18 protein-coding genes are annotated in these 16,706 nt (G+C 71.2%); 12 read left to right on the top strand and 6 right to left on the bottom strand.

The features are described from left to right. Nucleotides 1-84: 84 nt before the first annotated feature. Complete coding sequence (locus AB0I54_RS37385) at nt 85-1,002, top strand: GntR family transcriptional regulator (RefSeq protein WP_363300734.1); 918 nt, start codon at nt 85-87, stop codon at nt 1,000-1,002. Here AB0I54_RS37385 and AB0I54_RS37380 read toward each other — a convergent pair. Further along, on the bottom strand, nt 997-1,185 hold the full coding sequence (locus AB0I54_RS37380) for a hypothetical protein (RefSeq protein WP_363300733.1): 189 nt from the start codon (nt 1,183-1,185) through the stop codon (nt 997-999). The two genes, AB0I54_RS37385 and AB0I54_RS37380, sit on opposite strands and share 6 nt — an antisense overlap. A 163-nt stretch (nt 1,186-1,348) precedes the next feature. Here AB0I54_RS37380 and AB0I54_RS37375 point away from each other — a divergent pair, with 163 nt between their 5' ends. The 5 genes from AB0I54_RS37375 (at nt 1,349) to AB0I54_RS37355 (ending at nt 6,881) form a co-directional block, all read left to right on the top strand. Continuing rightward, a complete protein-coding gene (locus tag AB0I54_RS37375; RefSeq protein WP_363300732.1) occupies nt 1,349-2,227 on the top strand; it encodes a GntR family transcriptional regulator in 879 nt (292 codons plus the stop codon). A 29-nt stretch (nt 2,228-2,256) separates the two neighbouring features. Further along, the gene (locus AB0I54_RS37370; RefSeq protein WP_363300731.1) at nt 2,257-2,982 is read left to right on the top strand and encodes an HAD family hydrolase; all 726 of its coding nucleotides are present in this window, start codon (nt 2,257-2,259) and stop codon (nt 2,980-2,982) included. A 112-nt stretch (nt 2,983-3,094) separates the two neighbouring features. Further along, nucleotides 3,095-4,162, top strand: coding sequence for an aminoglycoside phosphotransferase family protein (locus AB0I54_RS37365; RefSeq protein WP_363300730.1), 1,068 nt, complete (start codon nt 3,095-3,097; stop codon nt 4,160-4,162). A 9-nt stretch (nt 4,163-4,171) separates the two neighbouring features. Next, nucleotides 4,172-4,777, top strand: a complete 606-nt coding sequence (locus AB0I54_RS37360; RefSeq protein ID WP_363300728.1) for a TetR/AcrR family transcriptional regulator — start codon at nt 4,172-4,174, stop codon at nt 4,775-4,777. Nucleotides 4,778-4,838: 61 nt separating this feature from the next. Beyond that, the gene (locus AB0I54_RS37355) at nt 4,839-6,881 is read left to right on the top strand and encodes an AAA family ATPase (protein ID WP_363300727.1); all 2,043 of its coding nucleotides are present in this window, start codon (nt 4,839-4,841) and stop codon (nt 6,879-6,881) included. A gap of 33 nt (nt 6,882-6,914) precedes the next feature. On the opposite strand, the gene AB0I54_RS37350 is transcribed toward AB0I54_RS37355, so the two are convergent. Then, on the bottom strand, nt 6,915-7,757 hold the full coding sequence (locus AB0I54_RS37350) for a nitroreductase/quinone reductase family protein (RefSeq protein ID WP_363300726.1): 843 nt from the start codon (nt 7,755-7,757) through the stop codon (nt 6,915-6,917). A 190-nt stretch (nt 7,758-7,947) separates the two neighbouring features. Here AB0I54_RS37350 and AB0I54_RS37345 point away from each other — a divergent pair, with 190 nt between their 5' ends. After that, nucleotides 7,948-8,445 (top strand): HAD domain-containing protein, encoded by a 498-nt coding sequence (locus AB0I54_RS37345; RefSeq protein WP_363300789.1) that lies wholly within the window; start codon nt 7,948-7,950, stop codon nt 8,443-8,445. Nucleotides 8,446-8,515: 70 nt separating this feature from the next. On the opposite strand, the gene AB0I54_RS37340 is transcribed toward AB0I54_RS37345, so the two are convergent. Next, complete coding sequence (locus tag AB0I54_RS37340; RefSeq protein ID WP_363300725.1) at nt 8,516-9,025, bottom strand: NUDIX domain-containing protein; 510 nt, start codon at nt 9,023-9,025, stop codon at nt 8,516-8,518. 130 nt (nt 9,026-9,155) lie between these two features. On the opposite strand from AB0I54_RS37340, the gene AB0I54_RS37335 reads away from it, so the two are divergent. The 3 genes from AB0I54_RS37335 (at nt 9,156) to AB0I54_RS37325 (ending at nt 10,817) form a co-directional block, all read left to right on the top strand. After that, nucleotides 9,156-9,620 (top strand): helix-turn-helix transcriptional regulator, encoded by a 465-nt coding sequence (locus tag AB0I54_RS37335; RefSeq protein WP_363300724.1) that lies wholly within the window; start codon nt 9,156-9,158, stop codon nt 9,618-9,620. Nucleotides 9,621-9,697: 77 nt separating this feature from the next. After that, nucleotides 9,698-10,345 carry a hypothetical protein gene (locus AB0I54_RS37330; protein WP_363300723.1) on the top strand — a complete coding sequence of 216 codons (648 nt, stop codon included), beginning with the start codon at nt 9,698-9,700 and terminating at the stop codon, nt 10,343-10,345. A gap of 127 nt (nt 10,346-10,472) precedes the next feature. Beyond that, the gene (locus tag AB0I54_RS37325) at nt 10,473-10,817 is read left to right on the top strand and encodes a DUF2516 family protein (RefSeq protein ID WP_363300722.1); all 345 of its coding nucleotides are present in this window, start codon (nt 10,473-10,475) and stop codon (nt 10,815-10,817) included. A 43-nt stretch (nt 10,818-10,860) separates the two neighbouring features. Here AB0I54_RS37325 and AB0I54_RS37320 read toward each other — a convergent pair whose 3' ends face one another. From AB0I54_RS37320 to AB0I54_RS37310, 3 genes are all read right to left on the bottom strand, one after another. Beyond that, nucleotides 10,861-12,171, bottom strand: coding sequence for a SpoIIE family protein phosphatase (locus AB0I54_RS37320; protein WP_363300721.1), 1,311 nt, complete (start codon nt 12,169-12,171; stop codon nt 10,861-10,863). Nucleotides 12,172-12,420: 249 nt separating this feature from the next. Beyond that, nucleotides 12,421-13,524, bottom strand: a complete 1,104-nt coding sequence (locus AB0I54_RS37315; protein ID WP_363300720.1) for an NlpC/P60 family protein — start codon at nt 13,522-13,524, stop codon at nt 12,421-12,423. A 192-nt stretch (nt 13,525-13,716) separates the two neighbouring features. Next, nucleotides 13,717-14,454, bottom strand: a complete 738-nt coding sequence (locus AB0I54_RS37310; RefSeq protein ID WP_363300788.1) for a class I SAM-dependent methyltransferase — start codon at nt 14,452-14,454, stop codon at nt 13,717-13,719. 294 nt (nt 14,455-14,748) lie between these two features. Here AB0I54_RS37310 and mshA point away from each other — a divergent pair, with 294 nt between their 5' ends. Both mshA and AB0I54_RS37300 read left to right on the top strand, forming a co-directional pair. Beyond that, nucleotides 14,749-16,125 carry a D-inositol-3-phosphate glycosyltransferase gene (mshA, locus tag AB0I54_RS37305; protein WP_363300719.1) on the top strand — a complete coding sequence of 459 codons (1,377 nt, stop codon included), beginning with the start codon at nt 14,749-14,751 and terminating at the stop codon, nt 16,123-16,125. Next, on the top strand, nt 16,118-16,630 hold the full coding sequence (locus AB0I54_RS37300; protein WP_363300718.1) for a YbjN domain-containing protein: 513 nt from the start codon (nt 16,118-16,120) through the stop codon (nt 16,628-16,630). The genes mshA and AB0I54_RS37300 overlap by 8 nt, the downstream gene beginning before the upstream one ends. Nucleotides 16,631-16,706: the final 76 nt, after the last annotated feature.

Below are 16,706 nucleotides of genomic sequence, written 5' to 3'. Positions count from 1 at the left end.
ACTCAACTGTACTTATCTCCACTTGGACGCGACTCATAACCACCTCTGCTTGAACTGCCGAAAGATGGCGAGAAGTTGTAGGGTTTGTCCGTGGACCCGGAACACGCCTCCGTCAATGGGCGGAAGAGGTCACAGCGGCCACAGAAGTCACATCGCGAGGTGGCCGACGAGTTGCGCACCCGGATCAGGTCCGGCCTGCTGCAGCCTGGTCAGCGCATGCCCACTCAGGCCAAGCTGGCCGACGAGTTCGGCGTGGAGCGCGGCGCCGTACGCCTCGCGCTGCGCATCCTGCAGTCGGAGCACCTGCTCACCGGCGTGACGAAGGGCAGCCCGGCCACGGTGGCCCCGGATCCGGGCCTGTCCCCGCTCACGGCCGGCCCCGGGGCGCCTCCGCAGCCCACGATGGTGGCCCTGGCCTCCCGTACGGCCGCCGCCTTCGCCGCCCCGCACGTCGAGATCGACGCCCTGTGCCTGACCTCCGTCTCGCTCACGCTGGCGATCGGCGAACCGCTGCGCCAGATCCACGCCGGGCGACTGAAACCGGCCAAGGTCGACGTCCGGGTCCTGCTGCCGAGCCGCGACATCGACCTCGCCTTCCCGGCGCCGGTGGACGACGTCTCGGTCGCGGGCCTGCTGCACCGGCGCTGGCTGGCCCAGCGCAACGCCCAGGGCCAGGTCCTGAAGCACAACCTGCTGGCGCTGCGCGCGACGCACGGCATGGATGTGCACGTCTCCTTCCGCGCGCTGCCGTTCACGCCGCCGGTGAAGCTGTATCTGCTCAACGGCACGGAGGCGCTGTTCGCCTACTACACGCTGACCCGGCGCGAACGGGAGATCGAGCACGAGCACCTGGAGATGTACGACGCGGAGGGCACCCGGTCGATGCTGTTCGCCTTCGAACAGGGTGCCGGTCTGCGGGACACGACGTTCGTGGAGCAGTCCCACCTGTGGTTCAACGCACTGTGGGAGACGATCAGCACGGAACTCGTGCTGACCTCATAGGGCGGGCCCCGCGAGCAGGATCGCGAGGAGCACGGCCCCGGCGGAGCTGACGGCGGGGCTCTTGGCCTTGATGCCGATACTGAACAGCAGCAGGCCGACAATGCCGGTGGCACCGTACTTCCACTGGACGAGCTGCTCGAAGCCGACGACGAAGACGGCGGAGATGAGAGCGAGGGCAGGCACGATGATTCCCCCTTCGGGCTGCCGGTGTGCGGAGACAAGGGAAGCAAAACTTCCGCCAACTCAACCAAGTTGGCAACCAACTCTGACTAAGTTGTCCCCACTTGGTGGCTACTCATAAACAACTTTCGGACAACTCCCCTTAGATGGATCAGAGTTGTAACGTTTGGTCGTGACTCAGGAGAACGTGGCAGTGAACGGCAGCAGAAGGCTCACTCCCGAGGAGATCGCCGACACCCTGCGGGAGCGCATCCGCGTCGGCGAACTCAAGGCGGGGGACCGCCTGCCCACCCAGGCCGAGCTCGCCGAGGAGTTCGGCGTGGAGCGCGGCGCCGTACGCCAGGCCCTGCGGTCGCTCCAGGCGGACGGCCTCCTCAGCAACGTCAGCAAGGGCAGCCCGCCGCGGATCGCGGAGCCGGCACCCGCCCTGGACGAGCCCCAGCCCACGATGGTCGGCCTCGGACCCCGTCTGGCGGAGGCCTTCTCGTCCTCGCAGGTCCGGGTCGACGCCGTCTGCCTCACGGCCGAGAGCCTGATCCCGGCACTCGGCGAACCCCTGCGTCAGATCCACGAGGGCCGCATCCGCCCGGAGACGATCGACGTGCGCATCCTGCTGCCGTCCCGGGACATCAATCTGGCCTTTCCGGTGCCCGTCGAGGGCCGCGGCGACGACGACCCCGTCCACCAGCGCTGGCTGGCGATGCGCAACGCCCAGGGCCAGGTCCTCCAGTACAACCTCCAGGCCCTGCGCTCCACGCACGACATCGACGTGCACGTCACCTTCCGCGCGCTGCCGTTCACCCCGCCGGCGAAGCTCTACCTGCTCAACGGCGCGGAAGCGCTCTTCGCGTACTACATGGTGACCCGTCGCGCGGAGTCGACGGACGGCGGAACCCTCGACATGTACGACGTGCTGGGCTCCAAGTCCCTGCTCTTCTCCTTCGAGAAGCGCAGAGGCGCGCGGGACGAGGCGTTCGTGGAGCAATCCCAGAAGTGGTTCGACGCCCTCTGGGAAACCATCTCGACGGACCTGACACTCTCCTAGTGACTTCTGATACGCAGCAGACTGCACCGATGGTGGCGGGAACGGAGACCGAGGCGGAGATCGAGACGGCGGGGCTTCGGGAGCTCGTGGCGCGCGCACGGGTGGTCCTGTGGGACTTCGACGGGCCGATCTGCCGGCTGTTCGCCGGTCACTCGGCGCACCGCGTGGCCCGCGAACTGGTGGAGTGGCTCGAAGGACGCGGCATGCGCCGGCTGCTCACGGACGACGAACGGGCGGCCCCGGACCCCCATGTGGTCCTGCGCGCCGTGGACCGGCTGCATCCGCGCAGCGACCTGGTGATCGAGCTGGAGGAACGTCTCACCCAGGAGGAACTGCGCGCCGTTCCGTCCGCGATGCCCACCCCCTACGCGGACCCGTTGATCCGTACCTGGTCGGCCGTCGGTGTCCGGCTGGCCGTGGCGACCAACAACTCCCCGCGCACCGTCCGCACCTACCTCGGGAGCCGTGGCCTGCTCGGCTGCTTCGCCCCGCACATCTACGGCCGGACCGCGGAACTGCACCGTCTCAAGCCGCACCCGCACTCCCTCAACCGCGCACTGAGGGCCACGGGCGCCGACCCCGCCGCGGCCCTGATGATCGGCGACTCCCCCTCGGACCTCACCGCCGCCCAGGAGGCCGGGGTTTCGTTCCTGGGCTACGCGCGCAACGAGCGCAAGGCGAAGCTCCTGGTGGATGCCGGAGCGGAGCACGTCATCGGGTCGCTCCAGCCCGTACTGGAAGCGCTGCGGCGGTAGGTGCGACATTCCCGCCGAATGAGCGGTTCTCCGCCACTGCCCGAGTCCCGTGGAGTAACGTGCCTCCACCCTTACCCCACTCGTTCCACCGGAAATGGCCTGAACCCAGAGAATGACTCCGAGAACGGTCTCCGACGTTCGGCTGCGGGCCGACGAGTTGAGTGGCGACGCGACCGTGGTGATCGGCCCGCTGGAGGGCTACCACCACGAGACGTACGTCTTTCCGCTGCCGGACGGGACGCGGGTCGTCAAGTGCCGTGAGCCGCGGGCGCACATCCTGTGGTTCGACCGGCGCTGCTTCGTGTCGGAGGAGGAGCTGCTGTGCGCCCTGGCGGGGCGCATCGCGCGCGTGCCCGAGATCGTCGACATGGAGGGCGTGGGGCTGCAGCGGTTCATCGAGGGCCGGACCCTCGGTGCCTCGCGCCGGCTGTCCCGGCGGGTGCCCGAAGCGATCTTCGGCCAAATCGTCGGCTTGTTCGGGGAGATGGTGCGGATCACGCCCGCCGAGCTCGGCTCCGTGGAGCGCCGCTGCGCTCCCGAGGACCGTGCCGAGGACGGGGACAGCGACGGATTCCTGGAGCGTCTCGTCGTCTTCATCGAGGAGCACGTCTACGCGAGGAACGCCGCGGAGTTCGGACCGCTGTTCCATGCCCTCGGCGTCGGCGAGGAAGCGTTCACCCGCCTCAGGAAGCATGTCGCGGGACTGAAGGAGCGGCCCTTCAGTCTGCTGCACGCGGATCTGCACCGCGAGAACTTCATCGTCGACCCGCAGGGCCTGCTGTGGACCATCGACTGGGAACTCGCCATGCTGGGCGACCCCCTCTACGACCTGGCGACCCATCTGCACCTCATGCGCTACCCGGCGGACCAGGAACTCCGTATGACACACGAGTGGTGCCGGGCCGTGGAGGGGGTCCGGCCGGGCAGTTCCCACGGACGGGAACAGGACCTGGCGCGGATCCTCGGCTTCAAACGGGCGCAGTCCGTCTTCACGGACGTCATCCGGGTGTCGCTCTCGCTGTCCGAACGGGGTGAGCCCGGCTGGTTCGCGCTGCACGGAGCCGCGGGCAGACTCCAGCGGGTCCTGATCGCCGCGGCCGAGCCGCTCGGACTGGAGGCGGTGCCGAGCCGCTCGGAGATCACGGCCGCACTCGCACGCGTGGTCGGCGGTGGTGCGTAGGCTCGGCGCATGGGTGAGGAAATGGGCCTGCGCGAGCGCAAGAAGATGCGGATGTACCAGGAGGTGTCCGAGGTCGCCGTGCGGCTCTTCCTGGAGAAGGGGTTCGACGCGGTGTCGGTCGCGGAGGTCGCCGCGGCCGCAGGGATCTCCAAGCCGACCCTCTTCCGGTACTTCCCGGCCAAGGAGGATCTCGTTCTCCAGATGATCGCCGACCACCGGGAGGAGGCCGCGCGGGTGGTCGCCGGGCGGTCGCGGCCGGTCGACGCGCTGCGTCGGCACTTCCTCGACGCGCTGGAGCGGTGCGATCCGATCACGGGACTGAACGACGATCCCGGCGTGCTGGCTTTCCACTCCCTCCTCTATGGGACGCCGTCCTTGGTGGCGCGGCTGTACGAGTACCAGGAGCGGTCGGAGGAGGCGCTGGCCGAGGCGCTCGGCGGGGGTCTGGACGCGCGGCTCGCCGCCGCGCAGATCATCGCCGTGCGGCGGATCCTCGCGCAGGAGAACTGGCGGCGGGTCGCGGCGGGGGAGGGGGTGGAGCAGGTGCGCGGGGACGCGGTGGCGGCGGCCGAGCGTGCGTTCGGGCGGCTGGAGGGCCTGCTCGAGGACCACTGAGACCGATTGAGACTCGGTTAAAGATGTAACTCGGTTACGCTATTTCGGTACGGTGGGTGGCATGACGTCATCCCACCCTGCCCTCGAGGACAACCTCCACCACGCCCTCCACGACGAACGCGCACACCACGACACCTGCCGCACCGCCCTCGCCGCCATGGTCGACGGCGCGGCCGAACAGGTCGTCACCGGCGAGGACGTCTCCGCCTCCGGTGCCGACGCCGAAGTCCTCGGGTACCAGCTGCGCAGCCGGGCCAAGGCGCTCACCGAACTGCCCGAAGGACCGCTGTTCTTCGGGCGGCTGGACTTCGGCGCGGGCGGCGGCGAGCACGGCGGGCAGCACTATCACGTCGGCCGGCTGCGGATCTCCGAGCATCCGGCCGCCGCGCCCCTCGTCGTCGACTGGCGCGCCCCGGTCTCCCGCGCCTTCTACCAGGCGAGCGCCCGCGACCCGCAGGGCGTGGCCGTACGGCGCCGGTTCGGCTGGGCGCCGGGCAGCCGCGGCGACTCCGCCGACCTCACCGGGATGGAGGACGAGCACCTGGGCAGGGGCGAGTCGGGGACCGGCGACTTCCTCGCCCGTGAGATAGAGCGGCCCCGCGTCGGGCCCATGCGGGACATCGCCGCGACCATCCAGCCCGAGCAGGACGACCTCGTACGCGGCGACATCTCCGGATCCGTGTGCGTGCAGGGCGCCCCGGGCACCGGCAAGACCGCCGTGGGCCTGCACCGTGCCGCGTATCTGCTGTACACCCACCCGCAGCGCATCCGGCGCGGCGGACTGCTGATCCTCGGCCCGAACCGCACCTTCCTCTCCTACATCGCCGAGGTGCTGCCCTCCCTCGGCGAGACGGGCGTACGGCAGTCCACCCTCCACGACGAGATCGCCCGCCACCCGGTGACCGGCACCGACTCCGAGCGGGCCGCGGCCGTCAAGCACGACGCGCGCATGGCCGAGGTGCTGCGCCGTGCGCTGTACGCGCGCGTGTCGGCCGACGGGGGCGAGACCCTCTCCGTGGCGGACGACACGTACACCTGGCGCCTCCCGGCCCACCGGCTCGCGGAGATCGTGGCCGGGGTGAGGGCTGAGGAACCGCCGTACGCCGTCGGGCGGGAACGGGTGCGGGCCCGGGTGGTGCGCTCCGTCCAGGCGCGGGCCGAACGCCGGGCCGGGCCGCAGCCGGGTGCCTGGGTGCGGCGGATCGAACGGGCGCGGGCGCTGAGCGCGTACCTCGACGCCGTGTGGCCGAAGGTCCGCCCCGAGGAGGTCGTGGCCGGACTCCTCATGGATCCGGGGGCGCTGGCGGCGGCCGCCGACGGACTTCTGGACGCAGACGAGCAGGAGGCGCTGCGCTGGGCGCGGCCGCCGCGCTCGTACAAGTCCGCGCGCTGGTCGGCCGCCGACCTGGTCCTGTTGGACGAGGTCGCCGGGCTGATCGAACACCCCGAGGGCTACGGCCACATCGTCGTCGACGAGGCGCAGGACCTGTCGCCGATGGAGTGCCGGGCCATCGCGCGGCGGGCCTCCTTCGGCTCGCTGACCGTGCTCGGTGACCTGGCACAGGGCACCACCGCGTGGTCCGCGCGCCGGTGGGACGTACTGCTGCGGCACCTGGGCAAGCCGGATGCGGCGGTGGTCCCGCTGACGACGGGCTTCCGGGTGCCCGCGGCGGTCGTGGAGCTCGCCAACCGGCTGCTCGGACGGCTGGACGTCGACGTACCGGCGGCCCGCTCGATGCGGCGCGACGGGGAACTGCGCATCCGGCACACCGACGACGTCCTCGCCGAGACCGTGGCCGCCGTACGGGACGCGCTCACCAGGGAGGGGTCCGTCGGGGTCGTCGCGGCGGACACGGAGGCGGCCCGGGTGCGGGAGGCGCTCACGGCCGCCGGCATCGCGGCCGCGGACCCCGACGAACTGGGCGCCCGGGTCGCGCTGGTGCCCGCGTCCCTGGCCAAGGGCCTGGAGTACGACCATGTCGTGGCCGTGGAACCGGCCGCCGTCGCCGAGGCCGAGGAACGGGGGCTGCACCGTCTGTACGTGGTACTGACCCGGGCGGTGTCACGCCTGGACGTGGTGCACGGACGGCCGCTGCCCTTCTAGCCCATCCGGGACCGCAGCGGCCGCCCGCGCGGATCAGACGGCGTCGAGGAGCGGGACCAACTGCTCCTCCTCGTAAGCGAGGTGGGCCTCCAGCTCGTTCGTCAGCCGCTCCACCTCGGCGCGGGCGGCTGCCGGATCGCTGCCCGCGCCGGACACCGCCTCGCGCAGCCGCTCGACGAGGCCGGCGATGTGCTCGTGCTCCGTGCGCAGGCGTTCCAGGGTCGGGGCGAGATGGGGGTGGAGGCCGGCGAGGTGCGGGAACAGGACGATGTCCTCGCCGGTGTGGTGGTTGTGCAGGCCCTGGCAGAGGGTCAGGCAGTTGACGCGGAGCTGCGCGCCGAGCGTGGACCCGTTGCCGTCCGCCATCTCCTTGCGGATCAGGGCGAGTTCATGCCGGAAGGCGTCGTGGACGACCCGGATCGCCTCGCCCGGTGACCCGGCGGCGATGTTCCCCGGACCGCCCTCGGCGATGCTGTACAGCGCCACGACGGGGATCACCCGGTCCGTCTTCTCCTGGTACGCGGCCCAGCCCGGGTCGGCCTCGACCGCCCGCGCGAAAGCACGGTCGCGGTCCTCGCCGTCGAGCACGACGGCCTGCGCCTCGTAGGTGAACACACCGCTCTCGACGGTCACCCGGGGATGGGCGCGGAGGTTGTGGAACCAGTCCGGGTGCCGGGGGGAGCCGCCCGCCGAGGCGATGACCAGGACCCGGTCGCCGCCGTCGGGGAGGTAGCCGACCGGGGTGGTGTGCGGGGTGCCGGTACGGGAGCCGGTGGTGGTCAGCAGGAGCAGGCGGGCGCCCTCGAAATGGCCGCCGACACGGCCGTGGCGGGCGCGGAACTCGTCGATTATCTGCTGGTTGAAGTCGTTGGGCACTCTTTCTTCTTTCTTCTTCCTCTGCGGATGTTGTCCGTCCGTGTGTGTGGAGGAAGAAGCGGCGGGCTCCTGGCCCGCCCGGGCCTCACTCGGAGGCCGGGTACCCAACTCGCTCGCGGCCCTTGGCCGACCCGGCAGTCATGGCGAGGACGCTACCGTCCCCCTCATGACTGACGCCACCGAACTGGTGATGCTTCTCTTTCTCGATGTCGACGGCCCGCTCATCCCGTTCGGAGCGAGGGACCGCCCGTATCCGCTGTACCAGGCGCCGGCCGTCCCCGCGCAGGCCGTCGCCGACCACCCGCTGCTGTCCCGGATCGATCCCGCCCTCGGCCCGCGGCTGGCGGCGCTGGGCTGCGAACTGGTGTGGGCCACCACGTGGATGGACGAGGCGAACGACGTCGTCTCCCCCTGGCTCGGCCTGCCCCCGCTGCCGGTCGTGGAGTGGCCGGACGAGGACGAGCCGCCGTCCCTGCTGCACTGGAAGACCCGGCCCCTGGTCGCCTGGGCGGCCGACCGCCCGTTCGTCTGGCTCGACGACGAGATCACCGAGGCCGACCGCGCCTGGGTCGCCGCCCACCACCACAGACCCGCGCTCCTGCACCGCGTCGAGCACTCCTACGGCATCACGGACACCGACCTCACGACAGTCACGGAGTGGCTGCGGACGAACAGCCGGTCCGCATGACGCCGGATGGAGTCGTCTCACAGGGCGCGTTGGCCGCAAGCAGGCATCCCGGCCCGAGAGGCGAGCAAGGTCAGGTCTGCGCGCTCCGGAACGCGAGATACCGGCTGAAGGCTTCGTGGCTGTCGGGGGTGAAGCGCCACTCCAGCAGGGCCGAGCCGAGCTCCGGCTCGGTCAGCCAGCCATGCCAGGCGACCTCATCGGGATCGGGGACCACGGCGTCCGGCACCACGGCTTCGTGCACGCCGAGCCAGTGAGGGCTCAAGCCGCTGCGGTTGATGAACGTGAACAGCAGGCGCGGCAGCGCACGAATGCCCAGCTCTTCGGCCAGCTCCCGCGCGGCGGCCTGTTCATAGGACTCGCCGACATGTGCGGCGCCGCCGACCTCGACCTCATAGAGCCCGGGGAAGCGCGACACCTGCTCCGACCGCCGGTGGACGAGGATCCGGCCACGATCATCACGACACACCGTCACGGCGACCCGATGCAGCCAGCCCTCCCGGATGGCCTCCCGACGGCTGACCACCCCCAGCACGCGATCTCGACCGTCGACATGCTCCACCCATTCATCCACGACGCCCATCCTGGCAGAGCCCACCGACAACGCCGTTTCCCGGCGACTCGTGGAGCTCAACACCTCCGCAGGAGTGGTGTGGCGCACTTTTGCAAGCAGGTGCTTGCAATTGTTAGCGGGGGTGGGGCAAGGTGGGGGCATGGCATCGCTCAACGTCGGCAATCTCGGTGAGTACCTGCGCGAGCAGCGTCGCAGTGCGCAGCTGTCGCTCAGGCAGCTCGCCGATGCCGCCGGGGTGTCCAATCCGTATCTGAGCCAGATCGAGCGCGGGCTGCGCAAGCCGAGCGCGGAGGTGTTGCAGCAGGTCGCCAAGGCCCTGCGGATCTCCGCCGAGACGCTGTACGTCCGCGCCGGCATCCTCGACGCCGAGCGGGACCTGGACGAGGTGGAGACGCGCGCCGTCATCCTCGCCGATCCCACGCTCAACGAGCGGCAGAAGCAGGTGCTGCTGCAGATCTACGAGTCCTTTCGCAAGGAGAACGGATTCGCAGGCGTCGCGGACGGCGACGGTACGGAGGAGACCCGGCCCCACGACGACACCACCGTGCGCGGCACCCGCACGGCCGACGCGAGCGAAGCCGATCCGCAGCAGACGGCCGGCTGAACCGGACCAGGGCGCCGGCCGCCCGACCGCGGACCACAAGACCCTCAGCCGAATGTGAATCCGGGAGGACCCTCACCATGGCCATCACCGACGATCTGCGCAAGACCTTGAGCGACCCGACCCCGCTCTACTTCGCGGCCGGCACCGCCGACCTGGCGTTCCAGCAGGCCAAGAAGGTGCCCGCGCTGGTCGAGCAGCTGCGCGCCGAGGCCCCGGCCCGTATCGAGGCCGTCCGCAACACCGACCCCAAGGCCGTGCAGGAGAAGGCCGCCGCGCGCGCCAAGGAGGCCGGTGCCAAGGCCAAGGAGGCCCAGGAGACCATCCAGGCCAGGGTCAACGAGTTCATCGGCACGCTCGACGGCGACCTGAAGAAGCTCGGCAGCACGATCGACGCGGACCTCAAGAAGCTCGGCGAGTCCGCCCAGGACCTCGCCCTGCGCGGTGTCGGCGTCGCCGCCGAGTACGCCGTGAAGGCCCGGGAGACCTACGAGAAGGTCGCCGAGCACGGTGAGCAGACCGTGCGGGCCTGGCGCGGCGAGGCCGCCGAGGAGATCGAGGAGCTCGCCGTCGCCGTCGAGCCCAAGGGCGAGCCGGACCAGGTCAAGTCCGAGCCGAAGCCGGCCGAGGCCGCCGCCGAGGCCGCCCCGGCGAAGAAGCCGGTCGCCAAGAAGGCCCCGGCCCCGCGCAAGGCCACGGCCAAGAAGAGCACGCCGCCCGCCAAGTAAGCCGAATAGGCCGAGCAAGCCGAGTAAGGGCGACTATGCGCATGGGCCGGGCACCCTTGGGGTGCCCGGCCCGTTGTACGGGTACGGTGGCCGCGTAGGAGTCGGGAGAGAACGGGCGGTGGGCGGCATGTTGATGTTGGGCTTCACGGGGTTCCTGGGACTGCTGAAGATCGTCCTGATGGCCCTTGCGGCGTTCGCGCTGGTCGACGCCGCGATCCGGCGCGAGGACGCCTACCGCGCGGCGGACAAGCAGAACAAGATGTTCTGGCTGATCATCCTCGGCATCGCGCTCGTGGTGAGCTATCTCTTCTCGATCCTCTCGATCCTGCCCATCGCGGGCGTGATCGCGAGCATCGTCTACATCGTGGACGTGCGTCCCGCGCTCAAGCAGGTCTCCGGCGGACGCGGCTGGGGCCGCCGCGGCGGAAGCAGCAGCGACGGTCCGTACGGGCCGTACAACGGCGGCCGCTGACCGGATCCCCTCACACACGACACGGGGTACCCGGTCCGGTCCCTTACGGCACGCGGTCCAGCAGGACCACCGCCACGTCGTCCGTCAGCTCCCCGCCGTTGAGCTCGCGGACCTCATGGACCGCGGACCGCAGCAGATCCTCGCCGCGCAGCCCGGCGGCGAGCTGCCGGCGCACCATCTGCACCATGCCCTCCTGGCCCAGACGCTCACCGCCCCCGCCGACGCGGCCCTCGATCAGGCCGTCGGTGTAGAGCATCAGGCTCCACTCCGCGCCCAGCTCCACCTGCATCCGCGGCCAGCGGGCGCCGCGGAGCAGGCCGAGGGCGGGGCCGTTGTTGTCGTACGGCAGCAGCTCCGCGGGCCGCCCGGGGCGGGCGATCAGCGGAGACGGGTGGCCGGCCAGGCACAGGCCCGCGCTGCGGCCGTCGGGGGAGATGTCCACCGTGCAGAGGGTCGCGAAGATCTCCTCGTCGCCCCGCTCGTGCTCCAGTACCTCCTGCAGCGTGCTCAGCAGCACGTCGCCGCACAGCCCGGCCAGCGTCAGCGCCCGCCACGCGATGCGCAGCTCCACGCCGAGCGCGGCCTCGTCGGGGCCGTGGCCGCAGACGTCGCCGATCATGGCGTGCACGGTGCCGTCGGGCGTGCGCACGGTGTCGTAGAAGTCGCCGCCGAGCAGTGCGCGCGAGCGGCCGGGGCGGTAGCGCGCGGCGAACCGCAGCGAGGAGCCCTCCAGCAGGGGCGTGGGCAGGAGCCCGCGCTCCAGGCGGCGGTTCTCCTGTGCGCGCACCCGGCCCTCGGCGAGGCGTCGCTCGGCCGAGTCGGACCGCTTGCGCTCCACGGCGTACCGGATGGCGCGGCTGAGCAGCCGTCCGTCCAGTTCGTCCCGGAAGAGGTAGTCCTGGGCACCCACGCGCACGGCCTCGGCGCCGCGCTCGGCGTCACCGGACGCGGTGAGCGCGAGGACGGCGTGCCGGGGCGCGAGCTCCAGCACATGCTTGAGCACGGCCAGCTCGTCGTCGCCGTCGCCGGCCCGGCCGGGCGCCGGGAGCGCGAGGTCGAGCAGGATGCAGTGGACGTCGTCGGTGAGCAGCCGCCCGGCCTCGGTGAGGTTGCGGGCGGTACGCACGCGGATGGGCTTGCCGGCCGAGTCGAGCAGTTCGGGCACGATCGGCCAGCCCGCCGGATCGTCCTCGATCAGCAGCAGGGTGAGAGTGGTGCCTGCCGCGGTGCTGTTGGCCGGGGCGGACTCGGTGCGGTTGGCCTCTTCCTTGAGGGGGCCGCCTGCGGACGCGGCCTGCGCCTGACCACTCTCCACGGCCGGGATCGCTCTCTGCCGCGGTACGGGTACGGGCATCTTGTTGGTTCCTTCCCTCCCCCCGAGGGCATGGTGGGGCGAGGGACCTCGACCCACCGACGGGGACCATAGCGGTACTGGCCGCCGCAGCGGAATGGTGTGAGCCGCGTCGCTCCGCCGCAGACCCCTGTCATATGCCGCGTTCCGTACCGCAGTTGGACAGGCTTGTGGTCAAAAGAGGATGACGAAGGTCACGTCCTGCCAGGGTTTTGAAGGTTGTTGACCGTGGACTGGGTCACATGGCGCATATCACGCATCCGGCCGCACTACTCCCAGAATGGGCATTTCGCCCGCCCCGGCGAGCGTCACCGTCCGTCCGGGGCGCGGGGCGTGGATGATCGCGCCGTCGCCCACGTACATCGCCACATGGGTGGCGTCATCGAAGTAGATGATGAGGTCGCCGGGGCGCATGTCCTTGATGTCCACGTGCTTGAGCTGCTTCCACTGCTCCTGCGAGGTGCGCGGGATGGGACGGCCGGCCTTCGCCCAGGCCTGTGAGGTCAGACCCGAGCAGTCGTACGACTCGGGGCCCTCCGCGCCCCAGACGTACGGCTTTCCGATCTGGGCCGTCGCAAACTCCACCGCCTGCTTGCCCTGCTCGGACGCCTTGCCGTTGATCTCCTTGAGGATGCCGCTGTCCAGCCAGGCGGTCTGCGACCGGTAGGCGGCCTCCCGCTCCAGCTCGGCCAGGCGCTCCTTCTCCTTCTTCTCCAGCTGGGACTGGAGCTTCTCGGCGGCCGCGATCTGCTGCTTGATCTTCTTCTTGGCGGCGGCCTTGGTCCTGCGGTTGGCCTCCAACTCGTCCCAGCGGTCGGAGGCGTCCGCCGCGTACCGCTGCAAGTCCTGCTGGGTGCGGGTCATTTCCCCGATCAGGCCCTTGGTCGCCCGCTGGCCCTGGAGCACCCGCCCCGCGCCGTCCAGGAACTGCTGCGGGTCGTCGCTCAGCATCAACTGGGCCGTGGGCGGCAGTCCGCCCGTGCGGTACTGGGCGCGGGCCGCGGCGCCCGCGCGGTCCTTCAGCTCGGCCAGCTTCTTCTGGCCCTCGACGATCTTCTTCGCCAGCTCGACGATCGCGGCGGACTGCTTCTGGGCCTTCTCCTGGGCCGCGTTGTACTCGTCGGTGGCGACGGCCGCGTCGTGGTAGAGCTTGTCGAGCTTCTTGCGGACGGCCTCAAGGTCCTTGTTCGGCGGGAGCGTCGGCGAGTCGGTGGGGGTCGGCGAGGCCGTGGAGGGCGCCGTGGCCGTCGGCTTCGGCGTCGGGGCCGCGAACGCCGTGCCGGGTGCCGCCAGCACGGTCACCGCGCAGACCACGGTCACGGCCGCCGTGATCAGGCCGCGCTTGCCCGTCCCCATACCCGTCCCCCAAACTGATTTCCCGTCAGTAACTTACGGTCGCCCGGGGGATCGTGCCACGCCGCGGCGTAAAGCGACAGAGGTGGTGCCCGGTGGATCCTCCCCACTTTCCCGCCCGGACATGACGATCCCCCACCCTTGTGACGAACGCCGCATGAAGATCGTTCCCCGCAGGTCAGGGGTGGTGAGGGGTCAGTTCCGGGGCGCCAACGCCCCCCAGGTCACCGTCACTTCGCCCTGCCGCCAGCGCGCCGCCGAGTCCGTGACCGGCCAGTCGGCCGTCAGGTCCCGCACCGCGCGGATCCAGCGCTGGCGGGCGCCGTAGGAGGCGTAGGGCGCGGCGGCCGCCCAGGCGCGGTCGAAGTCGCGCAGGAAGGCATGGACCGGCTCACCGGGAACATTGCGGTGGATGAGCGCCTTGGGGAGGCGTTCCGCGAGGTCGGACGGCCGCTGAAGGGAGCCCAGACGGGTGGCGAAGGTGACCGTCCGCGGCCCCTCGGGACCGAGTGCGACCCAGACGTGCCGCCGCCCGATCTCGTCACAGGTCCCCTCCACGAGCAGCCCGCCCCGCGAACCCGGGCCCGCCGGTGCCAGCCGCCCGCACAGCCGCTCCCACACGGCGGCGACCTCGTTCTCGTCGTACTGCCGCAGCACGTTGGCGGCGCGGATGAGGTGCGGCCGCTGGGGCACGGGGATCTCGAAGCCGCCGTGCCGGAAGGCCAGGCCCTCACGCTCGTACGGCTCGGCCGCCGCGACCCGGGCCGGTTCGATCTCGACGCCGACCACCCGCGCGCGGGGCGCGGCGGTGCGCAGCCTGCCGAGCAGTTCGACCGCCGTCCAGGGCGCGGCCCCGTACCCCAGGTCGATCGCCACGGGGTCGGCGGCCCGGCGCAGTTCGGCGCCGTGCGTGGCCGCGATCCAGCGGTCCATGCGTCGCAGGCGGTTGGGGTTGGTCGTCCCGCGTGTCACCGTGCCGACGACGGGGGTGCCCCCGGTCGAGCGAAGCCGAGCCTGGGGGAGGGCGGCTGTGCGGGCTGTCATACGTACGAGGGTATGCGGGCCCCGGCCGGTGAACGCACACTCGTATCGAACGGTTGAGCGACCCAGGGTAATGATTCGGTAAAGCTCCGTAATCGGGAATTGGAGCCGACGCCTCCGATGTTGCACCCCCTTGGAGGGCCGAGGTCCTCCCACCGGCATGCCCGCAGCGAGGAGGACCGCCACGTGAGCCAGTACGTCAGCAGGCTCGGGCGTCGCTCTCCGGCGGCACCCTCGCGGCTCAGGCTGCACCGCAGGCCCCGCCGTGTCGCCATGCTCTCCGTGCACACCTCACCGCTCCACCAGCCCGGCACCGGTGACGCCGGCGGCATGAACGTCTACATCGTGGAGCTCGCGCAGCGCCTCGCCGCCATCAACATCGAGGTCGAGATCTTCACCCGGGCCACCTCCGGCGGCCTCCCGCACACCGTCGAGCTCGCCCCCGGCGTCCTCGTCCGGCACGTCGACGCGGGCCCCTACGAGGGCCTGGCCAAGGAGGACCTCCCGGCCCAGCTGTGCGCCTTCACCCACGGCGTGATGCAGGCCTGGGCCGGCCACCGCCCCGGCCACTACGACCTCGTGCACTCCCACTACTGGCTCTCCGGCCACGTCGGCTGGCTCGCCGCCCAGCGCTGGGGCGTCCCCCTGGTGCACGCCATGCACACCATGGCCAAGGTCAAGAACGCCAACCTGGCCGACGGCGACACCCCCGAGCCCGCCGCCCGGGTCATCGGCGAGACCCAGATCGTCGCGGCCGCCGACCGGCTGATCGCGAACACCGCCGAGGAGGCCGACGAACTCGTACGGCACTACGCCGCCGACCCGGCCAAGGTCGCCGTCGTCCACCCCGGCGTCAACCTCGACCGCTTCCGCCCCTTCCCCAAGGGCTCCGACACGCTTCGCCCCGGGGGCCCCACGACCGCCCGCGCCGCGGCCCGCGCCCGCCTCGGCCTCCCGCAGGACGCCCTGATCCCGCTCTTCGCGGGCCGCATCCAGCCCCTCAAGGCACCCGACGTGCTCCTGCGCGCCGTGGCCGTCCTCCTGGAGGAGCGCCCCGAGCTGCGGTCGAGGCTGCTCGTGCCGGTCGTCGGCGGCCCCAGCGGCAGCGGCCTCGCCAAGCCAGAGGGCCTGCAGAAGCTCGCCGCCCGGCTCGGCATCGCCGATGTCGTACGGTTCCGCCCGCCCGTCGGGCAGGAGCAGCTCGCGGACTGGTTCCGGGCCGCGTCCGTGCTCGTCATGCCCTCCTACAGCGAGTCGTTCGGCCTGGTCGCCATAGAGGCGCAGGCGGCCGGCACGCCGGTGCTCGCCGCCTCGGTCGGCGGGCTTCCGGTGGCGGTGCGGGACGGTGAGACCGGGTTCCTGGTCCGGGGCCACGATCCGGCCGACTACGCGCGCGTGCTGCGCGGTTTCGCCGACGACCCCTCGCGGCCGGACCGCATGGGCGCGGCCGCCGCCCGGCACGCCCAGTCCTTCGGCTGGGACACCGCGGCCGCCGCCACCGCCGACGTGTACACGGCCGCGACCCAGGCCCATCGCCGTCGCGTACGCTCCCACCATGGGTGAGGCTTCACAGCAGCAGCAACGCGCGGCGCAGGTCATCGAGGGTGTCCTCAAGGACGCCGAACTCGACTGGGAGAGCCCCGAGCCCGGCAACTACGTCGCCAAGCTGCCCGGCACCCGCAAGCTCTCGACGACGGTCTCGCTCCTTGTCGGCCGCCACTCCCTCTCCCTGAACGCCTTCGTCATCCGCCACCCCGACGAGAACGAGGCGGGCGTCCACCGCTGGCTCCTGGAGCGCAACCTCAAGCTGTACGGCGTCGGTTACGCCGTCGACCGGCTCGGCGACATCTACGTCACCGCCCGCCTGCCCCTGGCCTCCGTCACCGAGGACGAGATCGACCGGCTCCTCGGCCAGGTCCTGGAGGCCGCGGACGGCAGCTTCAACACCCTCCTGGAGCTCGGCTTCGCCTCGGCGATCCGCAAGGAGTACGCGTGGCGGGTGGCGCGCGGAGAGTCGACGCGGAATCTGGACGCGTTCACGAATCTGATCCAGCGTCCGACCGACTGAGCAAATGACTCACGGCACAGCCCCTTCCCTGTAAAGGGCCTCTGGTGGCATGCTCACCGCCAACGCACATCTGAAC

Source organism: Streptomyces sp. NPDC050625, from assembly GCF_040654755.1.
In the GTDB taxonomy this organism is placed as follows: Bacteria; Actinomycetota; Actinomycetes; order Streptomycetales; family Streptomycetaceae; genus Streptomyces.
Note: the sequence above shows the minus strand (reverse complement) of the source record. Positions and strands in the feature narration are given on the sequence as shown.

Bases quoted from the DNA above. Each gene is read 5' to 3' on its own strand.
- AB0I54_RS37370 (WP_363300731.1), top strand. From the start codon at position 2,257: ATGGTGGCGGGAACGGAGACCGAGGCGGAGATCGAGACGGCGGGGCTT.
- AB0I54_RS37365 (WP_363300730.1), top strand. From the start codon at position 3,095: ATGACTCCGAGAACGGTCTCCGACGTTCGGCTGCGGGCCGACGAGTTG.
- AB0I54_RS37360 (WP_363300728.1), top strand. From the start codon at position 4,172: ATGGGTGAGGAAATGGGCCTGCGCGAGCGCAAGAAGATGCGGATGTAC.
- AB0I54_RS37355 (WP_363300727.1), top strand. From the start codon at position 4,839: ATGACGTCATCCCACCCTGCCCTCGAGGACAACCTCCACCACGCCCTC.
- AB0I54_RS37345 (WP_363300789.1), top strand. From the start codon at position 7,948: ATGCTTCTCTTTCTCGATGTCGACGGCCCGCTCATCCCGTTCGGAGCG.
- AB0I54_RS37340 (WP_363300725.1), bottom strand. From the start codon at position 9,025: ATGGGCGTCGTGGATGAATGGGTGGAGCATGTCGACGGTCGAGATCGC.
- AB0I54_RS37335 (WP_363300724.1), top strand. From the start codon at position 9,156: ATGGCATCGCTCAACGTCGGCAATCTCGGTGAGTACCTGCGCGAGCAG.
- AB0I54_RS37330 (WP_363300723.1), top strand. From the start codon at position 9,698: ATGGCCATCACCGACGATCTGCGCAAGACCTTGAGCGACCCGACCCCG.
- AB0I54_RS37325 (WP_363300722.1), top strand. From the start codon at position 10,473: ATGTTGATGTTGGGCTTCACGGGGTTCCTGGGACTGCTGAAGATCGTC.
- AB0I54_RS37320 (WP_363300721.1), bottom strand. From the start codon at position 12,171: ATGCCCGTACCCGTACCGCGGCAGAGAGCGATCCCGGCCGTGGAGAGT.
- AB0I54_RS37315 (WP_363300720.1), bottom strand. From the start codon at position 13,524: ATGGGGACGGGCAAGCGCGGCCTGATCACGGCGGCCGTGACCGTGGTC.
- AB0I54_RS37310 (WP_363300788.1), bottom strand. From the start codon at position 14,454: ATGGACCGCTGGATCGCGGCCACGCACGGCGCCGAACTGCGCCGGGCC.
- AB0I54_RS37300 (WP_363300718.1), top strand. From the start codon at position 16,118: ATGGGTGAGGCTTCACAGCAGCAGCAACGCGCGGCGCAGGTCATCGAG.